Source organism: Chitinibacter bivalviorum (assembly GCF_013403565.1).
Classification (GTDB): domain Bacteria; phylum Pseudomonadota; class Gammaproteobacteria; order Burkholderiales; family Chitinibacteraceae; genus Chitinibacter; species Chitinibacter bivalviorum.
Window position 1 is genome coordinate 2,349,964 of record NZ_CP058627.1, and the last position, 20,104, is coordinate 2,370,067.

The following is a 20,104-nucleotide window of genomic DNA, read 5'->3' on the forward strand; positions in this document are numbered from 1 at the left end:
CAATAAAAAAGCCGGCTAGACCGCCGGCTTTTTTACAGTGCGTAAAACTAGCGGCTTATCGCGGCAAAGTACTGCTCCCCATCAGGAAAGCATCAACCTCACGCGCTGCCTGACGGCCTTCGCGAATTGCCCATACCACAAGCGATTGACCACGGCGTACGTCACCCGCAGCAAACACTTTGGCGACGCTGGTTTGGTAGCAACCCACGCCGTCAGTGCTCGCTTTAGCATTGCCGCGCGCGTCTTTTTCAACGCCGAAGCTATCGAGCAAGCTGGCTACTGGATTGGTAAAGCCCATCGCCAGGAACACTAGGTCAGCTTTGAGCTCAAATTCGCTACCGACAACCGGAGTTGGCTTGCCATCCACCCAATCGAGGCGCACCAGTTTCACCGCTTTCAGTACGCCATTTTCGCCGACAAACTCTTGCGTTTGCACCGCGAAATCGCGCTCAACGCCTTCTTCGTGGCTGCTCGACGTGCGCAGCTTCACTGGCCAGTATGGCCAAACGATGGATTTATTTTCCTGCTCGGGCGGCATCGGCATCAGTTCTAGCTGAGTCACGCTCGCTGCGCCGTGGCGGTTGCTGGTGCCTACGCAATCACTACCGGTATCACCACCACCGATCACAACCACATGCTTGTCTTTCGCATTGATCGGGTTAGCCGCACCGCCGACGTTTTGCTTGTTTTGCGCGATCAGCAATTCCAGCGCGAAATGCACGCCTTTGAGTTCACGACCCGGCACCTGCAAATCGCGCGGCACTTCGGCACCACCGGCCAATATCACAGCATCGAATGCTGCTTCGAGCTCGGCAGGCGTAACAACGGTTTTCGCGTCATTCACGATACCCTTGGGTATATCGCTAGAGCCAATTACCGTATTGGTTTTGAAAGCAATACCCTCGAATTGCATTTGCTCCAAGCGACGATCGATCACTTCTGCTTCGAGTTTGAAATCGGGGATGCCGTAGCGTAACAAACCTCCGACCGCGTCGTTTTTCTCAAACACGGTCACACTATGGCCCACGCGAGCGAGCTGCTGTGCAGCGGCCAGACCCGCAGGGCCAGAGCCAACAATGGCAACCTTCTTGCCCGTTTTGACTTTGGCAGGCTGTGGCACGACCCAACCGTTATCCCATGCTTTGTCGATGATCGCGCGCTCGATCGATTTAATCCCCACTGGATCAGCATTAATGCCCAAGGTACAGGCCGCTTCACACGGCGCAGGACACACGCGCCCCGTAAATTCGGGGAAGTTATTGGTCGAATGCAATACCGTCAGCGCGTTTTGCCAGTCTTGCTGGTAAACCAGATCGTTAAAATCAGGGATCACATTATTCACTGGGCAGCCGTTATTGCAGAATGGAATACCGCAATCCATGCAGCGCGCGCCTTGCAATTTGGCCGCATCATCGCTCAGTGCAGGCACAAACTCGCGATAGTGAGTCAGGCGCTGCGCCACTGGCTCGTAGCTGTCTTTGACACGCTCGATTTCTAGAAAACCTGTTGGCTTACCCATTATGCGATCTCCTTCTGCGCTGCGGCGTTCACGGTATTTGCTGCAGCCATTTCCTTCAATGCACGGCGATATTCGTTCGGGAATACTTTGACGAAAGCAGCGCGTCTGGCAGACCAATTCGCAAGAATCTCGGCCGCGCGCACACTACCCGTTAAGGCGGCGTGTTTTTCGATCAAGGCTTTGAGCTGAACTTCGTCGGCCACACCATTGTGGAATGGTTGCTCTTGGGCCTCAGCTAGCAACACACTTTCGAGTGCCACTTGCGCCATATTGCAACGACCTGCAAACACGCCTTCTGGGTCGAAAACGTAGGCGATACCACCTGACATGCCCGCAGCGAAGTTGCGGCCAGTATTGCCCAGCACCACCACCGTACCGCCGGTCATGTATTCGCAACCGTGATCGCCCAGGCCCTCTACCACTGCTGTTGCGCCTGAATTGCGCACCGCAAAACGCTCACCGCCAACACCAGCAAAGAACGCCTCACCGGCAATCGCACCGAACAGCACGGTATTGCCGACGATGATGTTTTCCCACGTTTTACCAACGAAGCTCGCATTTGGGCGTATCACAATTCGACCACCCGACAGGCCTTTACCGACGTAATCGTTGCCTTCGCCTGTCAGCGTGATCGTGATACCCCGGGCGAGAAATGCCCCGAAACTCTGTCCTGCTGTGCCCTGCAGTGCGATACGTAGCGTATCTTCTGGCAAGCCAGCATGGCCATAACGGCGCGCCACTTCACCCGAGAGCATCGCACCAACGGTACGGTTGATGTTTTTCACCGGCAGGCTGATTTGCGTCACTTCGCCACGCTCAAGTGCAGGTGCGGCTTGCGCAATCAACTCTTGGTCAAGTGCTTTGACCAATCCATGATCTTGCACCTCGGCATGCAGGCGCGGTACATCGGCGGCGACTTTAGGCTGGAAGAAGATTTTGCTGAAATCCAGACCCTTGGCTTTCCAATGTTCAACGCCGGCTTGTTTGTCGAGCAGATCAGAACGGCCAATCAAATCGTCAAACTTGCGAATACCCATTTCGGCCATGATCTGGCGCGCTTCTTCAGCAACGAAGAAGAAGTAATTCACCACATGCTCAGGCTGGCCTGAGAAGCGCTGACGCAATACTGGGTCTTGCGTTGCCACACCCACGGGGCAGGTATTGAGGTGACACTTGCGCATCATGATACAACCCTCAACCACCAGCGGCGCAGTCGCAAACCCGAACTCGTCGGCACCGAGCAAAGCGCCAATGACAACGTCGCGACCAGTTTTCATTTGACCATCGACCTGCACGCGGATCCGACCGCGCAGCTTATTCAGCACCAGCGTTTGCTGCGTTTCTGCCAAGCCCAATTCCCACGGCCCGCCCGCATGTTTAATCGACGATTGTGGTGAAGCGCCCGTACCGCCGTCATGACCAGCAATCACCAAGTGATCGGCTTTGGCTTTCGAAACACCGGCAGCCACAGTACCTACACCGACTTCGGCAACTAGCTTGACCGAAATTGAGGCAACAGGATTGACGTTTTTCAGATCGTGAATCAGTTGCGCCAAATCTTCGATCGAGTAAATATCGTGGTGAGGTGGCGGTGAAATCAAGCCAACACCGGGCACCGAGTGACGCAACTTACCGATGTATTCCGAAACCTTATGGCCAGGCAGCTGACCACCCTCGCCCGGTTTCGCGCCTTGCGCCATCTTAATCTGGATTTGATCAGCGTTAACTAGGTACTCAGTCGTTACACCAAAGCGGCCTGATGCAACCTGCTTGATCGCCGAGCGCAGGCTATCGCCTTCTTTGAACGTATAGTCGCGCTCAATGCGGTTTTTACCGATCACTTCCGATAGTGTTTGACCCGCTTGCAGTGGCTTGAAACGCGTTGCGTCTTCACCGCCTTCACCGGTATTTGATTTGCCGCCAATGCGGTTCATTGCAATCGCCAGCGTTGAATGCGCTTCAGTCGAGATTGAACCCAGCGACATCGCGCCAGTGGCAAAGCGTTTGACGATTTCTGCGGCCGACTCAACTTCTTCCAGCGGCACTGGTGCACCAGCGGCTTTAATTTCAAACAAGCCGCGCAGCGTCAGGTGACGTTTGCTCTGATCATTAATCAGCGCCGCGTATTCTTTGTACGTTGAGTACGAATTGCTGCGCGTGGCGTGTTGCAATTTAGCGATTGAATCGGGCGTCCACAAGTGATCTTCACCGCGAGTACGGAAGGCATATTCACCGCCTGCGTCGAGCATATTGGCCAGCACTGGATCGCTGCCAAACGCCGCGGTATGCAAGCGCACGGCTTCTTCGGCCACTTCAAATAGCCCGATACCCTCTACATTGCTGGCAGTACCGGTGAAGTATTTCTTCACAAAGGCCTTTTGCAGGCCGATCGCTTCGAAAATCTGCGCGCCGGTGTAGGACATGTAAGTCGAAATACCCATTTTCGACATCACTTTCAGCAAGCCTTTGCCGACGCCTTTAATAAAGTTTTTCTGGTATTTGCTGGCAAGTTCTGCGTCGCCCTCGGCCAAATCTGCGAGTGTCGCAAGAGTTAAGTATGGATACACCGCTTCGGCGCCATAACCACCGAGCAATGCAAAGTGGTGCGTTTCACGTGCAGAGCCAGTTTCAACCACCAAACCGGTGCTGGTACGCAGACCGCGTTTTACCAAGTGCTGATGCACCGCCGACGTGGCCAGCAGTGCAGGAATTGCCACATGCTCGGCATCCATCTTGCGATCGGACACGATCAGGATATTCGCGCCCGATTTCACTGCGTCTTCAGCTTCTGCCACGAGTGAAGCCAAACGCGCTTCAACACCGTTTTTACCCCAAGCGGCTGGGTAGCAAATATCCAGCTCGTGCGAGTAGAACTTGCCGCTAGTGTACTGACCGATATTGCGAATTTTTTCAAACTGTTTGGTGCTTAAAATCGGCTGCGCCACTTCCAGACGAATCGGTGGATTGATGTCTGTCGTGCCGAGCAGATTGGGTTTGGGGCCGATGAAAGACACCAGCGACATCACCATATCTTCACGGATCGGATCGATCGGTGGGTTAGTCACCTGCGCGAACAACTGCTTGAAGTAGTTGTACAGCGGCTTGTCTTTGCGCGACAGCACGGTCAACGCTGCGTCATTGCCCATCGAGCCAGTGGGCTCTTCGCCATTCTTGGCCATAGGCTCCAGAATGAATTTGATGTCTTCTTGCGTATAGCCGAATGCTTGTTGTGAATCGAGCAAGTTCGCGCTTGGCAAAGCAGCGGGCACTTCCTCAGATTCAATATCATCGAGCTTCACGCGGATTTTTTCGATCCACTCACGATACGGTTTGGCATTCGACAGACTGTCTTTAAGCTCTTTGTCGTCAATAATGCGGCCTTGCTCCAAGTCGATCAGGAACATTTTGCCCGGCTGCAGACGCCATTTTTTATTGATGCGATCTTCTGAAATCGGCAATACGCCGGATTCAGACGCCATCACGACCAAATCGTCATTTGTGACGAGATAACGAGCTGGGCGCAGGCCGTTACGATCGAGCGTGGCGCCAATCTGGCGACCATCGGTAAACGCCACGGCGGCCGGGCCATCCCATGGCTCCATCATCGCGGCGTGGTATTCGTAGAAGGCGCGACGTTTTTCGTCCATTTCGCCGTTCTTTTCCCACGCTTCGGGAATCATCATCATCATCGCTTGTGCGAGTGAATAACCGCCCATCACCAAGAGCTCAAGCGCATTATCAAATGAAGCCGAATCAGATTGCCCCGGATAAATCAGCGGCCAGATTTTATCGATGTCTTTACCCAGCACTGGCGAGCTAATCGCTTTTTCGCGCGCACGAATCCAGTTCACATTACCGCGCAGCGTGTTGATCTCGCCGTTGTGCGCGATATAGCGGAATGGATGCGCCAAATCCCAAGTTGGGAAGGTATTGGTCGAGAAGCGTTGATGCACCAAGGCCAGTGCAGAGATACATGCGGGGTCTTGCAGATCGAGGTAGTACTCGCCAACCTGATCAGCCAACAGTAAACCTTTGTAGTTCACGGTGCGTGCCGAGCACGATGGAATGTAATACTCGCCGCCGTGTTTGAGTTTGAGCGCGCGAATCGCGTGTGAAGCGCGTTTGCGGATGATGTAGAGCTTGCGTTCCAGCGCGTCGGTGACCAGTACGTCGTTGCCGCGACCAATAAACAACTGACGAATCACCGGCTCAGTCGCCTTGATCAGCGGCGACATCGGCATCTCACGATTGACCGGCACATCACGCCAACCTAACACGACTTGTTTTTCTGCGCGGGCAGCGCGCTCGATCTCTTCTTCACACGCGGCACGAGCTGCTGGCTCTTGCGGCAGGAAACACATTGCAACGCCATAGTCACCGACCGGAGGCAGCACAATACCCTGGGTAAGCATCTCTCTGCGCAGCAGTGCATCCGGAATCTGGATCAAGATACCCGCACCATCGCCAGCCAGCGCATCCGCACCGACCGCACCGCGATGGTCGATATTTTTCAGAATTAATAAGCCTTGCTCGATAATGCTATGGCTTTTTTGACCTTTGATGTGGGCTACAAAGCCCACACCACAGGCATCGTGTTCGTTCGCCGGGTCATACATGCCCTGCTGTTCTGGTCGCTGTTCTAACATCCGCTCGTTTCCTCTCTGCAGTCACAACACATATCCTCGATGGATACGTCACTTGCAACACTATCGTCAGTAGAAAAGCAGTTTGCCAGAAAGTTGGGAAGTCAATTGGGGAAATTCACGAAAATTTAATCCAAGTCAGAGCCGACTTAGAGCGTATTCACAATCTAGCGAGCTAGAGCGAGGCAAGGCAAAAACGACGGAGAAGCGGAGTTTACACAATGTAAACGAGCATTCGGACGGCGTTTTTAACGCCGAATCGTTTGAGCGCAGCAGATTGTGAACACGTTCTGACAAGAAAGTCAGCTCTAGCGCTGCTTAAGCCAGCCAGTCACGATGGGGCAAGAAATCGGTATACAAGGCCGCTTCTGGACTACCTGCGTCTGGATGATAGTCGTAGCGCCAATTGGCGATCGGTGGCATCGACATCAAGATAGACTCAGTACGCCCGCCCGATTGCAGGCCAAACAGCGTACCGCGATCCCAAACCAGATTAAATTCCACATACCGACCGCGACGGTAGCCTTGCCAATCGCGCTCGCGCGCACCGTATTCGCAATCTTTGCGGCGCTCGACAATCGGCACATAGGCTTTCAGAAAGGCGTCGCCCACCGACTGCAACATCGCCAGCGAGCCATCAAAACCCAGCTCGGAAAAGTCGTCAAAGAAAATACCACCCACACCGCGCGCTTCATTGCGATGTTTGAGGAAGAAGTATTTATCGCACCAGTCTTTGAATTTGGGGTACAACTCGCCACCAAACGGATCAAGCGCGTCTTTGCAGCTTTGGTGGAAATGTTTGGCATCTTCATGATGCCCATAATAAGGGGTCAGATCCATCCCACCACCAAACCAGAAAATTGGCTTCGCCTGCTGGGCTGCATCTGCGTTGGCTTCGTTAGCCTCTCCTTGCAATACCGTTTCGTATTGCTGCGTCGTGGCCGCCTCGCCGCCTTGATTCGCCTCAGCATGCTTTGCCAATTCGGCTTCGGATGGCTTAGCAATAAAGAAACGCACATTCATATGTACGGTCGGGATGTAGGGGTTGCGCGGGTGCACCACCAAAGATACCCCCATCGCTTCCCAAGCGCGACCAGCCAGCTCTGGACGGTGCGCGCTCGCGGACGGCGGCAGTTTGTCGCCCATCACATGCGAGAAATTCACACCACCGCGCTCGAACAAATTGCCATCTTCGATCAAACGGCTGATCCCGCCGCCGCCTTCAGGACGTTGCCAACTATCGGTGCGAAAACACTGTCCATCCAGTGTTTCTAGCGTCGCGACGATATTTTGTTGTAGCGTCAGTAAGTAATCTTTTACCGCAGTAATATTCATGCCAAGCTCCCATCCAATCATCGCATCATACCTGCGCTTTTTTAGCGCGGCCAATTCGCTGTTACAAAAATTAATTTGCGCGGTATCGGCCTGCAATTGAGCGCCAAATTCTCTTTGCCATGCATACCTACAGCACACTGAAAACTAGCCGCTTTTTGCATTTGCCTATTTTTTAATCAAGCGGTACAATCCGCGCCTTCCCAAGATTCCCCAAATTTCCAGCCATGCAGATTGGCCCGTATCAGCTAAAAAATAATCTGATCGTCGCGCCGATGGCTGGGGTGACAGATCGCCCGTTCCGCCAACTGTGTAAACGCTTTGGTGCGGGTCATGCTGTATCGGAAATGATCACCAGCGATCAATCGCTGCGCGCTGCGAAAAAATCACTCAATCGCGCCAATTTTGATGGCGAGCTCGCACCGATTTCGGCGCAAATTGCGGGCTCCGACCCCGCCGCGTTGGCGACTGCCGCACGTTATCAGGTGGCCAATGGCGCGCAGATTATCGACATCAATATGGGCTGCCCAGTCAAAAAGGTCTGCAATAAGCTCGCCGGCTCGGCCTTATTGCAAGACGAAAAGCTCGTCGGCGAGATTCTTGATGCCGTGGTCGATGCGGTCGATGTACCCGTTACGCTCAAAACCCGCCTTGGCTTTGCCAATGGTGCAGAAAACATCATCCGTGTGGCCCAACGCGCCGAGCAAGCAGGCATTGCTGCGCTGGCGATTCACGGTCGCACCCGTGAAGACATGTATAACGGCAATGCGCGTTACGAGCTGATTCGTGACGTGAAAAATGCAATTTCAATTCCAGTCATTGCCAATGGCGACATCGATAGCCCGCAAAAAGCGGCGCATGTGCTCAAAGCCACTGGCGCTGATGCAATTATGATCGGCCGCGCCGCGCAAGGCCGCCCGTGGATTTTCCGCGAAATCGCGCATTACCTCGCCACGGGTGAAGAACTCCCCGCCCCCGAGGTCGTCGAGATTCGCGATGTACTCCTAGGGCACTTAGACGATTTGTACGCTTTTTACGGCGAATATTCGGGCTGCCGCATCGCGCGCAAACACATCGCTTGGTACACCAAGGGTTTGCACGGCAGTAATGAATTTCGGCAGGCGATGTATGCCGAGGACAGCACCGCGGGGCAAGCAGCATTTACCCGCCAGTTTTTTGACCATTTGCTGCAGTTTGGCGAACGGTTGCAGTACCAAGACGCAATTGAAGCGCAATAAGTAACTGGCCAGATGTTTGCACGCAAGGCGCGGTAACACGGCGTGCAAGCTTTTGCCTTCCTACTTAACAAAAACAAAAATAGGAAGTTTTATGAATGTATCAACCGATGTGATTGCAATCGCGATTAAAGAATCGCTGGCGCAATACTTCAATGATCTTGACGGTGAACCGCCAAGTGCACTGTACGAAATGGTACTGGGCCGGATGGAAAAGCCATTATTGATCGAAGTACTGGAACGGGTTGGGGGTAATCAGACCCAAGCCGCAGAAATGCTGGGCATTAACCGCAATACCCTGCGCAAGAAATTACAAACCTACGATTTACTTTAATTAGTAAATTGCCTTTTTTAGAGTAGTTTGATCTTTTTAGGAAAGACGATGAGCAAAATCACTCGTGCGCTGATTAGCGTATCTGACAAAACTGGTGTTCTTGAATTCGCCCAAGCGCTCGCAGCGCAAGGCGTTGAAATTCTGTCGACTGGCGGTACCGCCAAATTGTTCGCCGACAACGGCGTTCCGGTGATCGAAGTAGCCGATTACACTGGCTTTCCAGAAATGCTTGATGGCCGAGTGAAAACGCTGCATCCAAAAATCCACGGCGGCATCTTGGGTCGTCGCGACCTCGATAGCCATGTTGATACGATGAAAGAACATGGCATCGGCAATATCGATTTGGTGTGCGTGAATCTGTACCCATTCGAAGCCACGATCGCCAAACCAAACTGCAGCTACGAAGATGCAATCGAAAACATCGATATTGGCGGCCCAGCGATGGTGCGCTCTGCAGCGAAAAACCACGCTCACGTGGCCATCGTGACCGATGCCGCTGATTACGCGACCTTGATCGCTGAAATGCAAGCCAACGACGGCGGCCTGAGCCTGAACACCCGCAAAAACTTGGCGAAAAAAGCCTTCAGCCACACCGCAGCCTACGATGGCGCGATTTCGAACTACCTGACCGCATTGACTGCCGACGGTGAAAAAGCAGCTTACCCAACTCGTTTGAACTTGCAATTCGAAAAAGTGCAAGACATGCGCTACGGTGAAAACCCACACCAGTCCGCCGCATTCTACCGCGACCTTGACCCAGCTGCCGGCAGCTTGGCCAACTACAAGCAATACCAAGGCAAAGAGCTTTCGTACAACAATATCGCTGACTCAGATGCAGCGTGGGAATGCGTGAAGCAGTTTGAAGAGCCAGCCTGTGTGATCGTAAAACACGCCAACCCTTGCGGCGTTGCAGTAGCAAAAGACACTTACACTGCGTACCGCATGGCGTTTGCGACTGATACCACCAGCGCATTTGGTGGCATTATTGCTTTCAACAAGGTCGTTGACGTTGACACAATCGAAGCGGTTTCAGCGCAATTCCTCGAAGTATTGATCGCCCCGGGCTACACGCCAGAAGCTCTGGCACTGGTTGCGAAAAAACAAAACGTGCGCGTACTGGAAGTTGCCATCGAAAGCGGCGAAAACCGTTTCGACTTGAAACGTGTTGGCGGCGGTTTGTTGGTACAAACGCCAGACGTGCACGCTTTGACTTTGGCCGACTTGAAAATCGTCACCAAATTGCAGCCAAATGATCAGCAATTGAAAGACTTGCTGTTCGCGTGGAACGTAGCGAAATTTGTGAAATCCAACGCGATTGTATTCTGCGGCAAAGGCCAGACCCTCGGCATTGGCGCGGGCCAGATGAGCCGTGTAGATTCAACCAAAATCGCTGCAATCAAAGCGCGCAGCGCAGGCCTGGAATTGCGTGGCTCGGTGGCGGCGTCTGACGCCTTCTTCCCATTCCGCGACGGCGTGGATGTGATTGCTGAAAACGGTGTATCGGCGATCATCCAACCAGGCGGCTCTTTGCGCGATGAAGAAGTGATTGCAGCGGCGGATGAGCATGGTATTGCGATGGTGATGACGGGTATTCGTCACTTCCGTCACTAATTATTTGGGGCTATGAAGCACGCTAGCTTTGTCGCTGCATGCCTTGTGCACTCTACGTACACGTCGCCACTGGCTTCGCGCTAACGTGCTTCTCGCTCCCAAATAAACTTGCTAAGACATGGGCGAGCCTTTTGATGCGGTATTTCGTGTACTCGATGTACACGTCGTACTCGATGTACACGTCGCAATCCGATTCCTTGTCCATTCGCATCTCGCTCGCTCAGTGCTTTGCTACTGCGATCAGATTGGGTTGCGGCACTTCGCAGCTCGCGCAAGGCTTTAAATGGAAGTAGATGCCCACCTCAAAGCCCGATTCATTCGGGCTTTGAAATTTAATACCGTGGTTTAACTCAGCTTGCTGTCGTTTACGTTATGTCACTCGAATTTCAAGTCGGCTGTAGTAAACTAGGTGTTATTGGCAATCTCTACCTATACCTACGGAAGGTATATCCATGAAATCCAGTTCTAATCTAGATTTCATGGATATACATTCACTGGATTTATACATGCTAAAAAAACTTTGGGCATTAATTGCGCTCCTTACCGTCTTTTCCTTTCCAGCTAAAGCAGTCGATTGCGAGAGCTGGGTGTGGGGTCTGGACACGGCCTGTTCGCACATCAAAGGCACTTGGAACGAAGGCACAGGTGGCTTGTATTTGTCAGGATACGCTTGGCACAATCGCGCGACCTACGATGCAGACAAAATCGACAGCTACAATGAATTTGCCTACGGTGGCGGCCTCGGTTTTCACCGCCCGATTGGCAATCGCAATGAAGAAATGATTTACGCGCTAGCCTTTGCAGACTCACACAAAAACATCGAGGGCCACGTCGGTTATGCCTATATGTGGTACTGGGATGTCGCAGGTCCACTCCGAGCCGGCGCTGGCTGGACTGCAGGCCTGTTTACCCGTGCTGATATTGGCAACAATATTCCCCTGCCATTTGCCTTGCCTATGTTTGGCATCAAATACGATAAAACCAATATTTTTGCGACATATTTACCGGGCGGCAAAAACAACGGCAATGTGCTGTTTATTTTTACCCGTTTTGATTATTAAAAACTGTGAGGCTTAAGGTATGAGGCGATTTCCGATACGCCGCCTCCCTTAGTCTTACTCCTGATGGAGTTGGTATGAATATCCTTGTGATTGGCTCAGGTGGCCGTGAACATGCGCTGGCATGGAAGCTGTCTCAATCTGAACGTGCGGCCAAAGTCTTTGTTGCACCCGGTAATGCCGGCACGGCCCTCGACAAAAACTTGACGAATGTCGACATCACCGACATCCCCGCACTGATCGAGTTTGCCAAAGCTGAACACGTACAACTCACCGTCGTGGGCCCAGAAGCACCGTTATCACAAGGCGTCGTGGATGCTTTCCGCGCTGCTGGCTTGAAAATCTTTGGCCCAACCAAAGCAGGTGCACAGCTCGAATCATCAAAAGACTTTGCCAAAGCCTTTATGATGCGTCACAACATCCCAACCGCCGAATATCAAACATTCGCCGATGCCGGCGAGGCGCATGAATACATCAAACGCAAAGGCGCGCCGATTGTGATCAAAGCCGACGGCTTGGCGGCGGGTAAAGGCGTTGTGGTTGCGATGACTTTGGACGAAGCGCACGACGCAGTCGATGCGATGCTGTCGGACAATAAACTCGGCGACGCTGGCGCGCGCGTGGTGATCGAAGAATTCCTAACCGGCGAAGAAGCCAGCTTTATCGTCATGGTCGATGGCAAAAATGTGTTGGCGATGGCCTCTAGCCAAGACCACAAACGCCTGCTTGACGGCGATGAAGGCCCGAATACTGGGGGTATGGGCGCATACAGCCCAGCGCCAGTAGTAACGCCAGAGATACATGCCAGGGCATTGCGCGAAGTCATCTTGCCAACCGTACAAGGCATGGCCAAAGACGGCATCGAATACACCGGCTTTTTGTACGCCGGCCTGATGGTCAGCGCCGATGGTTCACTCAAAACGCTGGAATTTAACTGCCGCTTTGGCGACCCAGAAACCCAGCCGATTATGTTGCGTCTGAAATCAGACTTTGTGACGCTGATCGAACACGGCGTAAATGGCACGCTGGATCAAATCGAATGTGAATGGGATCGCCGCGTCGCGCTCGGCGTCGTGATGGCTGCACACAATTACCCTGAGACACCGCGTAAAGGCGATGTGATTACCGGCCTGCCTGGTGAGCTGGAAGATGGTCATGTTTTCCATGCGGGTACTGCGCTCAATGCCGCTGGCGAGCCTGTCACCAGTGGTGGTCGTGTCTTGTGTGTCACCGCGTTTGGCGACAGCTTCAAAATGGCGCAAAAACGCGCTTACGATATTTTGGCGGGCATTCACTTTGACGGCGCCCAATACCGAAGCGATATTGCTTGGCGCGCGATTAATCGCAAATAAAGCGACACTAAGTTCAAACAAAAAGCGGCCTAGGCCGCTTTTTGTTTGAACTGCCAAAGTAAAAATTACTGAATAAAGATGAACTCAATCAAAAAATAGAGTCCACAAGCTCTGCATCACGACCAAACTCATCGTTCAAGTCTGGGCTGTAGGCTCTATTTTTGATGTCTGCAGATAAAACTATCTTTTTGCTGACTGCTTCAATGAAAATTCGCCTGTCAGGTCACGATAAACAATGGCATCCCATACGCTGCCGTCGTCAAGCTCGTAATTGATGAAATAGTTAGCGCCTTTCACCACCTGTTTTTTCACTTCGATAATGCGTTTCAATTTAGCTGATGAGCTATCTTTGCTTACTGCAAAATTGGCGGCATCCATGGCCAGTTGATCGACTTCCGCAGCGCTCCAGCCACCTGCTAAGGACATGATGTTTTGCGATGAATTGGATGGGTTCAAGTATTCGATATCCTGCGCTTTTTCGCGGTCTAGCGGAATACGCACGACCTCCTTGGCATCAAAGTTGACCGTTTTAAAGTCGAGCTGGCGGATGCGGCGGTTGTGTTGCGTGTGGTATTGCAACACGAGATTTTTTGTATCGTACGCCGTCGTCCAAATAGTTGAGCTGCGCATACCTTCTTGATTCACTTCACCACCACCTTCAGCGGCTGCAGTGCCGACAGTGAGGTTGAAGTTATCTAAAATACGAAATGCTTCGTACATGGTTTCTGGACCATCGACTGTTTTACGTGCTGTGCTGGCGTACGCAGCTGCACGCAAGAAGCGTGATGGCGAAGTTAAATCGCCTGGCAAACCAAACAGCCGTGCACCCGCACCAAATTTCAGTGATTTAATATCGTCTGCTTTACGATGAGGCAGCGGTACATCGAGGCTTGTATAGTTCAGCAGATTATTAATGTGCCAATCGTAATTCGGGCCGTTGGTGACAATACCCAAGGGCGCATCATGCAGCTTAGTAATGCCGTTAGTAAATTCGATGACCACAGCTTTACCCGTGTGGTCGGTGACCATCAAATGCACAGGGGGTACACCACCAATTGCTTCAACACGCACGCCAATTACATTGAGTTTCGCCATCGCAGCACGGACTTCATCGATGGATTGGAAGTTGGACAATAAGTAAGGTGCGAGCGCCAAAACTGGAATGCTGGTCGCCGCCTTGCTTGGGTCATACTTCGCATATTCGGTATACCCTTCTTGATAGAACAAGTTGACCGTCAAGCCTTTTTCATTCATCCCATCAATCAGATAATCTTTTTCAACCACATCTAAACCGACCACACCATATTTTGTTTTCCAGCCCACGCCTTTTTTACCGTCTTCCAACGTGGTTTGTAGCGCATAGTTGCGCGGGATAATGGTGACACGAGAGCGCAGATCAAAAGTGCCCCACTCTTGAGTGCGAGCGAAAATGTAAGCGCCATCTTGTGCTTGTAGCGTAATCCCTGTGCATGCTTGTGCCTGCTGAAGAGGTGTAATAGCTAGCAACGCAGTAGCAACTGAGGTGCTAATCAATTTATGAGCGAATTTCCATGATCTACGTAATTTTGACTTCATGCTTTGCTCCTTGGTTTCTGGCGAAATGAAAAACTACAGAATGTAGGCCGCAGTATCCTCGACGAGGAATTACTGGCACCAATTATTCGCATTGTAAAAAATAATATATAAGTAAGCTCATTGTCATTGCATGTTATATTTATGTCAACATGCAACACTGTATTTACCTGCTCTAGATGCTCAGACTTTTTGGCTTTTATCCATGCCATTGAATCAAACCGATACCCAAACAATGGCCTAAGGCATTTCAAATCAGTTTTGTAAATTTTGCTGATCGGATAATGTTTTGGCTGCGCTTTGACCACACGGCACACATAAGCACCGTCTTTGTCTTGCCCACCATAAATCACCCCCTCATTACTCATTTTTAAGCTAAATCAAAATCAGGCTAAATACGATTGATTTTCAATAACCAAAGGCGGATGATCTATATCTATTAAATGCAAATCAGTCTCGTTAATCATGAACCTTGCTCAAATCCCCCTCACTCAAGCCGCCCAAGTCATCGCCTTAGACCTACCCGCGGATCTTAGTCAGCGTTTATCGGCGCTGGGTTTACGCATCAATAGTGAAGTGAAGGTTTTGCGTCGCGGTTGGCTCGGCGGCCCACTGCAACTGCGGGTTGGCGGCACCGAAATCATGCTGCGCCGTGATGCGGCACAAGGGATTAAAGTTCGCCTCATCAGTAGCGAAATGCCATCGGCCTGCAGCGCCGAGGTTGTGGCATGAAGCGCATCGCACTGGTAGGCATGCCCAATACGGGCAAATCGACATTATTTAATCGCTTAACAGGTGGCACAGCCCGTGTCGCCAATTGGCCGGGGCTAACCGTCGAGCTGGCTTCAAGTCGCATCTTGCTCGGTGGCGATATGGTGCAGGTGTTCGATTTGCCGGGCATTTACGATCTGACTGGCGGCGCGGAAGACGAGCAAGTCGCACAGCGCTTTTTGGCCGAAGCGCATTTAGACGCCGTGGTTTTGGTGTTGAATGCGTGTCAGCTTGATCGCCAATTGGCGCTGGCTTTGCAATTAAAAGCCTTGGGCGCGCCTTTGGTCTTGTGCCTGAATATGCTGGACGAAGCCAAACGCGCGGGGATCACCATCGATGTGGCGGCGCTAAGTCAGGCCCTCGATTGCCCAATTGAGCTCGTGAGTGCGAAATACGGCCAAGGCATCCCAGAAACCAAGAAAGCCATTCAGGGTATGTTTGTAAAAACATCACACCAAATGGATTTCAGTAATATACCTAGCGCCAGTATCCTGCATCCACAAGAGCATCAGTTATTCAAAAGCTGCGTTCATCAACCACCTACCTTGAACGAAGGCGCAACGGCCAAGCTCGACCGATTTGTACTGCACCCTTGGCTGGGCCTGCCGCTGTTTATCTTGATGATGCTGGCGCTGTTTCAACTGACCTATGCCATTGGTACGCCGCTGCAAGACTACCTCGGTGAAGGCCTCGATTGGTTCAAAACCCACGCCTTGCTGCCCGCGACGGCCGGCCTGCCTGAATTTGCACGCGGCCTGATTGTGAGCGGTGTATTTGATGGCATCAGTACCGTATTGACCTTTGCCCCGATTATTTTCCTCTTTTTCTGCCTGATGGCTATCATCGAAGACTCGGGCTACTTTGCCCGCGCTGCGTTTATGATGGATGGCGTAATGAGCCGCATGGGGCTTGATGGCCGTGGTTTTGTGATGCTGATGATGGGCTTTGGCTGCAATGTTCCGGCGATTATGGGTACTCGCGTCATTCGCGATCACAAAGCGCGTTTGCTCACAATGCTGACGATTCCATTCTCGCTGTGCTCGGCCCGATTGCAGATTTTCCTCTTTCTCAGCGGCGCGCTCTTTAGCCCGACGCAAGCGCCATGGGTCGTTTTGTCGCTGTATCTGGCGAGTATTTTGATCGCGATGAGCACAGCGGTGATTTTCAAATCGCAATTCAAATCGAGCGAGCCATTTGCGTTGGAGCTACCCCCCTACCGTCTGCCCTTGTTTAATCACATTTGGCGTCGCGGCTGGGGCGAAGCGCGTGATTTCTTGCGCCTGGCCACCACGATGATTGTGATTGGTGTTGTGTTGGTGTGGTTGCTCACCAATTATCCGAACCCACAGCATAGCTACGCCGAAGTAATCGCCAAATTCTTTGCGCCAGTACTCTCCCCCATTGGGATTGAATCCACGCTGTCGATCGCGCTGATCTTCGGTTTTGTCGCCAAAGAAGTCGTGCTCGGTGCGCTGTCGGTCATCACTGGCCACGAAGGCGCAGCTCTGGCGAGCCAGCTCGCGCATACGCTCGATCCTGTTTCTGCGTATAGCTTTATGCTGTTCTCGCTGATCTATGTACCTTGTGTATCCACAATTGCGGCGATCAAGAAAGAATCCAAATCGAATGCCTACACCGCCTTCTCGCTCACGTGGTCACTGGGCTTAGCGTGGTTGGTGTCATTTGTGTTTTACCAATCAGCGCGCTTATTAGGATTCTAAACGCCAGCTCACCCCAAAAAAACGCCCGATAGTGAAAGCTAACGGGCGTTTTGCTATGGATCACTGCTAAGATTGTTGAGAACACAGCAATTCAAGCCATGCCTCATACTCAAAAAGTAAGGCTAGACTTAGCAATAGCACCTCACAAAAGGTAAGCTCACCCATGAATTCAACACACAAAATTGTTATCGTCGGCGGTGGTGCTGGCGGACTTGAGTTGGCAACGAAATTAGGTCGTGAATTGGGGGCTAAAAAACGCGCCCAGATTATTCTGGTTGATGGCTCGCCGACGCACATCTGGAAGCCTTTGCTGCACGAAGTCGCCACTGGCGCGCTCAATACCGGCGAAGACGAAGTTAATTACTTCGGCCACGCCTACCGCAATGGCTATCAATTTGAATTTGGCTGGATGCAAGGAGTCGATCGGGAGCGCAAGATGATTCGTCTGGCGGGCGTGAAAGACGCGCAAGGCGAGCTACTGACGGGCGAGCGCGAAATCGCCTACGACACCTTGGTGCTGGCACTCGGCGCAATCGCCAATGATTTTGGCACACCCGGCGCGCAGCAAAACTGCATGTTTTTGAATACGCCAAACGATGCTGAAAAACTTCGCCGCCGGATTCTCGATTTATCCTTTGCCGTTGGCGCCTCTGGCAATGGGGCAAGCAAGTTGACTATTGGCATTGTCGGCGGCGGCGCAACGGGTGTTGAGCTCGCGGCCGAGATCGACCACACCATCCGCGAGATGCATAACTACGGTGCGAACCTGAGCCCTGCGCAACTGGAAATCACCATTATCGAAGGTGCGCCGCGCATTTTGTCCGGTGCGCCCGAATCGCTTTCGCAATACGCGACCGAGGCTCTGGCTCAGCGCGGCATTATGGTGGCGTGCAATAGCCGCGTTGCTGCGGTGACTGAAACTGGTTTTCAACTGGGCAACGGCCAGCATTTGGATGCGATGATTCGCGTCTGGGCGGCAGGCGTGAAAGCCGCCGACTGGCTCTCGACGCTGGGTTTGGCGACCAATCGCAATAATCAGATCGAGGTCACCACCTGCCTGCAAACCCAAACTGACCCAGCGGTATTTGCCATCGGCGATTGCGCCGCAGCGCCCAACGGCGAAGGCGGGCCGCAATTGGCGGCAACCGCCCAAGTGGCGCACCAGCAGGCGAGCTGGCTGGCCGAAACGCTGATCAAGAAACTCAATGGCCGCGAAATCACGCCTTTTGTCTTCAAGCCGCAAGGCATGATGGTGTCGCTAGGCAAGCATACTGCGGTGGGTAGCCTGGCCGCCGTGGTGGGCCCAAAGCGCGATTATTATGTCGAGGGCCGTGGCGCCAAGTTGATTTACGCTTCGCTGTATCGCCTACATCAAGCCGCCGTGCATGGCTGGGTTTTGGCGGTGTTGCTGTGGATAGGCGATAAATTACGCCGCGTTGGCCGGCCGACTTTGAAACTTCACTAATCACCCCTTCGAGGTAGTCGCGGTCTTTGGCCGCGACAATCGCAACCAAAGGCTTGATTTCAGGTTAAAATAGCGCTCTTTTGCGCCAAATCCGTCCAGCGTTTACGCGAGTGCACGACTTGGCGCATTTATCTCAAGCGAATATCCGAGCAAAATGAATCTCGTTGTTTTAGGGCTGAACTACCAAACTGCGCCAGTCGCAGTACGGGAGCGGCTTGCCTTTAATCCCGACGAGATGACTGCGGCGCTGGCTGAATTAGTGAGCCTCAAAGGCGTCTTTGAAGCAGCAATTGTGAGCACCTGTAATCGCACCGAGCTGTATTGTCACGCCCGCGATTTAGATGCTGTAACGTATTGGCTTGCAGACAATAGAAAACAAGACCCGCAAAGCGTTACCCCCCATCTGTATACATTGCAAGGTGCTGAAGCTGCGCGCCATGCTTACCGTGTCGCCTGTGGCTTGGATTCGATGGTGGTCGGCGAAACGCAGATTTTGGGGCAACTGAAAGACGCCGAACGCGCCGCACGCGAAGCCGGCACGATGGGCACGCTACTCAATGGCGTTTTCCAGCGCGCGTTTTCAGTCGCCAAAGACGTGCGTACCCGCACCAAAATTGGTGCGGCATCGGTATCGATGGCGGCGGCTTCGGTGCGCCTGGCCGAGCGGATCTTCCCGACGATTGCCGAATGCAAAGTGCTATTTATCGGCGCGGGTGAAATGATCGAGCTGTGCGCCACGCATTTTTCCGCGCAATCACCCTGTAAGATGGTCGTCGCCAACCGCACTTTAGAGCGCGGCCAGGCTCTGGCGCGAGAACTCGGTGGCGAAGCGATTTTACTGACCGATTTGCCCGAGCGCATTCACGAATTTGATGTGGTCGTTACTTCGACCGCCGCCCCGCTGCCGATTGTCGGCAAAGGCATGATCGAGCGCGCATTAAAAGCGCGTCGTCGTCGCCCGATGTTTATCGTCGATTTGGCCGTGCCGCGCGATGTTGAAAGCGAGGTGGGCGAGCTGGAAGACGCGTATCTATATACCGTCGATGATCTGGCGCAGGTGGTGCAGCAAGGCATGGCGTCACGTGGCGCCGAAGTTGCGAGCGCCGAAGCAATGGTCAACGAAAAAGTCCACGAATTTAACAACTGGCTCGCTAGCCGTGCGATGGTGCCGACGATCCGCGATTTGCGCGATCACGCCGATCGCCTCGCCCGCACCGAGCTGCAACGCGCACAGAAAAAACTCGCCAATGGCGAAGACCCGCAGTTGGTTATCGAGCAGATGGCGCAATTGCTGAGCAATAAATTCCTGCACGCACCCCTGGCCGCGCTCAATAATGCCCAGCCCGATGAGCAGGAAACGCTGGTTAATCTGGTACGCCGCCTGTACCGCCTGCAAGACATTGATTAGCGACGCTCGCCGATCGCCGCCGCTTGCGCACAGCGCCCCCCAATTCTGAATACAAAATCTCAATACAAAAAAGTGCTCGTGCA

The 20,104-nt window shown here is 52.8% G+C and carries 13 protein-coding genes; 9 read left to right on the top strand and 4 right to left on the bottom strand.

The window, feature by feature from the left end; translation table 11 throughout:
- Positions 1-55: 55 nt before the first annotated feature.
- The 3 genes from HQ393_RS11135 to hemF form a co-directional block, all read right to left on the bottom strand.
- On the bottom strand, positions 56-1,519 hold the full coding sequence (locus tag HQ393_RS11135; protein WP_179355244.1) for a glutamate synthase subunit beta: 1,464 nt from the start codon (positions 1,517-1,519) through the stop codon (positions 56-58).
- Complete coding sequence (gene gltB / locus HQ393_RS11140; protein ID WP_179355245.1) at positions 1,519-6,165, bottom strand: glutamate synthase large subunit; 4,647 nt, start codon at positions 6,163-6,165, stop codon at positions 1,519-1,521. Before gltB ends, HQ393_RS11135 begins: the two co-directional genes overlap by 1 nt.
- A gap of 315 nt (positions 6,166-6,480) precedes the next feature.
- Entirely contained in the window at positions 6,481-7,497 is a 1,017-nt protein-coding gene (gene hemF, locus HQ393_RS11145; RefSeq protein ID WP_179355246.1) for an oxygen-dependent coproporphyrinogen oxidase, read from the bottom strand.
- A gap of 224 nt (positions 7,498-7,721) precedes the next feature.
- Here hemF and dusB point away from each other — a divergent pair, with 224 nt between their 5' ends.
- The 5 genes from dusB (at position 7,722) to purD (ending at position 13,084) form a co-directional block, all read left to right on the top strand.
- A complete protein-coding gene (dusB, locus tag HQ393_RS11150; RefSeq protein ID WP_179355247.1) occupies positions 7,722-8,732 on the top strand; it encodes a tRNA dihydrouridine synthase DusB in 1,011 nt (336 codons plus the stop codon).
- A 91-nt stretch (positions 8,733-8,823) separates the two neighbouring features.
- A complete protein-coding gene (locus HQ393_RS11155) occupies positions 8,824-9,063 on the top strand; it encodes a helix-turn-helix domain-containing protein (protein ID WP_179355248.1) in 240 nt (79 codons plus the stop codon).
- A gap of 48 nt (positions 9,064-9,111) precedes the next feature.
- Positions 9,112-10,674 carry a bifunctional phosphoribosylaminoimidazolecarboxamide formyltransferase/IMP cyclohydrolase gene (gene purH, locus HQ393_RS11160; RefSeq protein WP_179355249.1) on the top strand — a complete coding sequence of 521 codons (1,563 nt, stop codon included), beginning with the start codon at positions 9,112-9,114 and terminating at the stop codon, positions 10,672-10,674.
- Between the two features lie 506 nt (positions 10,675-11,180).
- A complete protein-coding gene (gene pagP / locus HQ393_RS11165; protein WP_179355250.1) occupies positions 11,181-11,735 on the top strand; it encodes a lipid IV(A) palmitoyltransferase PagP in 555 nt (184 codons plus the stop codon).
- 74 nt (positions 11,736-11,809) lie between these two features.
- A complete protein-coding gene (gene purD, locus HQ393_RS11170; protein WP_179355251.1) occupies positions 11,810-13,084 on the top strand; it encodes a phosphoribosylamine--glycine ligase in 1,275 nt (424 codons plus the stop codon).
- A 180-nt stretch (positions 13,085-13,264) separates the two neighbouring features.
- Here the strand turns inward: purD and HQ393_RS11175 are convergent, their stop codons facing one another.
- Positions 13,265-14,659: a linear amide C-N hydrolase gene (locus HQ393_RS11175; RefSeq protein WP_179355252.1), complete on the bottom strand. Its 1,395-nt coding sequence runs from the start codon at positions 14,657-14,659 to the stop codon at positions 13,265-13,267.
- 462 nt (positions 14,660-15,121) lie between these two features.
- Between HQ393_RS11175 and HQ393_RS11180 the strand changes: the two genes are divergently transcribed.
- The 4 genes from HQ393_RS11180 to hemA all read left to right on the top strand — a co-directional run bounded on the left by HQ393_RS11180 (position 15,122) and on the right by hemA (position 20,021).
- Positions 15,122-15,388: a FeoA family protein gene (locus HQ393_RS11180; RefSeq protein ID WP_179355253.1), complete on the top strand. Its 267-nt coding sequence runs from the start codon at positions 15,122-15,124 to the stop codon at positions 15,386-15,388.
- Entirely contained in the window at positions 15,385-17,148 is a 1,764-nt protein-coding gene (feoB, locus tag HQ393_RS11185; RefSeq protein WP_179355254.1) for a ferrous iron transport protein B, read from the top strand. Before HQ393_RS11180 ends, feoB begins: the two co-directional genes overlap by 4 nt.
- Before the next feature lie 163 nt (positions 17,149-17,311).
- Entirely contained in the window at positions 17,312-18,613 is a 1,302-nt protein-coding gene (locus tag HQ393_RS11190; protein WP_179355255.1) for an NAD(P)/FAD-dependent oxidoreductase, read from the top strand.
- Positions 18,614-18,767: 154 nt separating this feature from the next.
- Positions 18,768-20,021 (top strand): glutamyl-tRNA reductase, encoded by a 1,254-nt coding sequence (gene hemA, locus HQ393_RS11195; RefSeq protein ID WP_179355256.1) that lies wholly within the window; start codon positions 18,768-18,770, stop codon positions 20,019-20,021.
- Positions 20,022-20,104 lie beyond the last annotated feature (83 nt).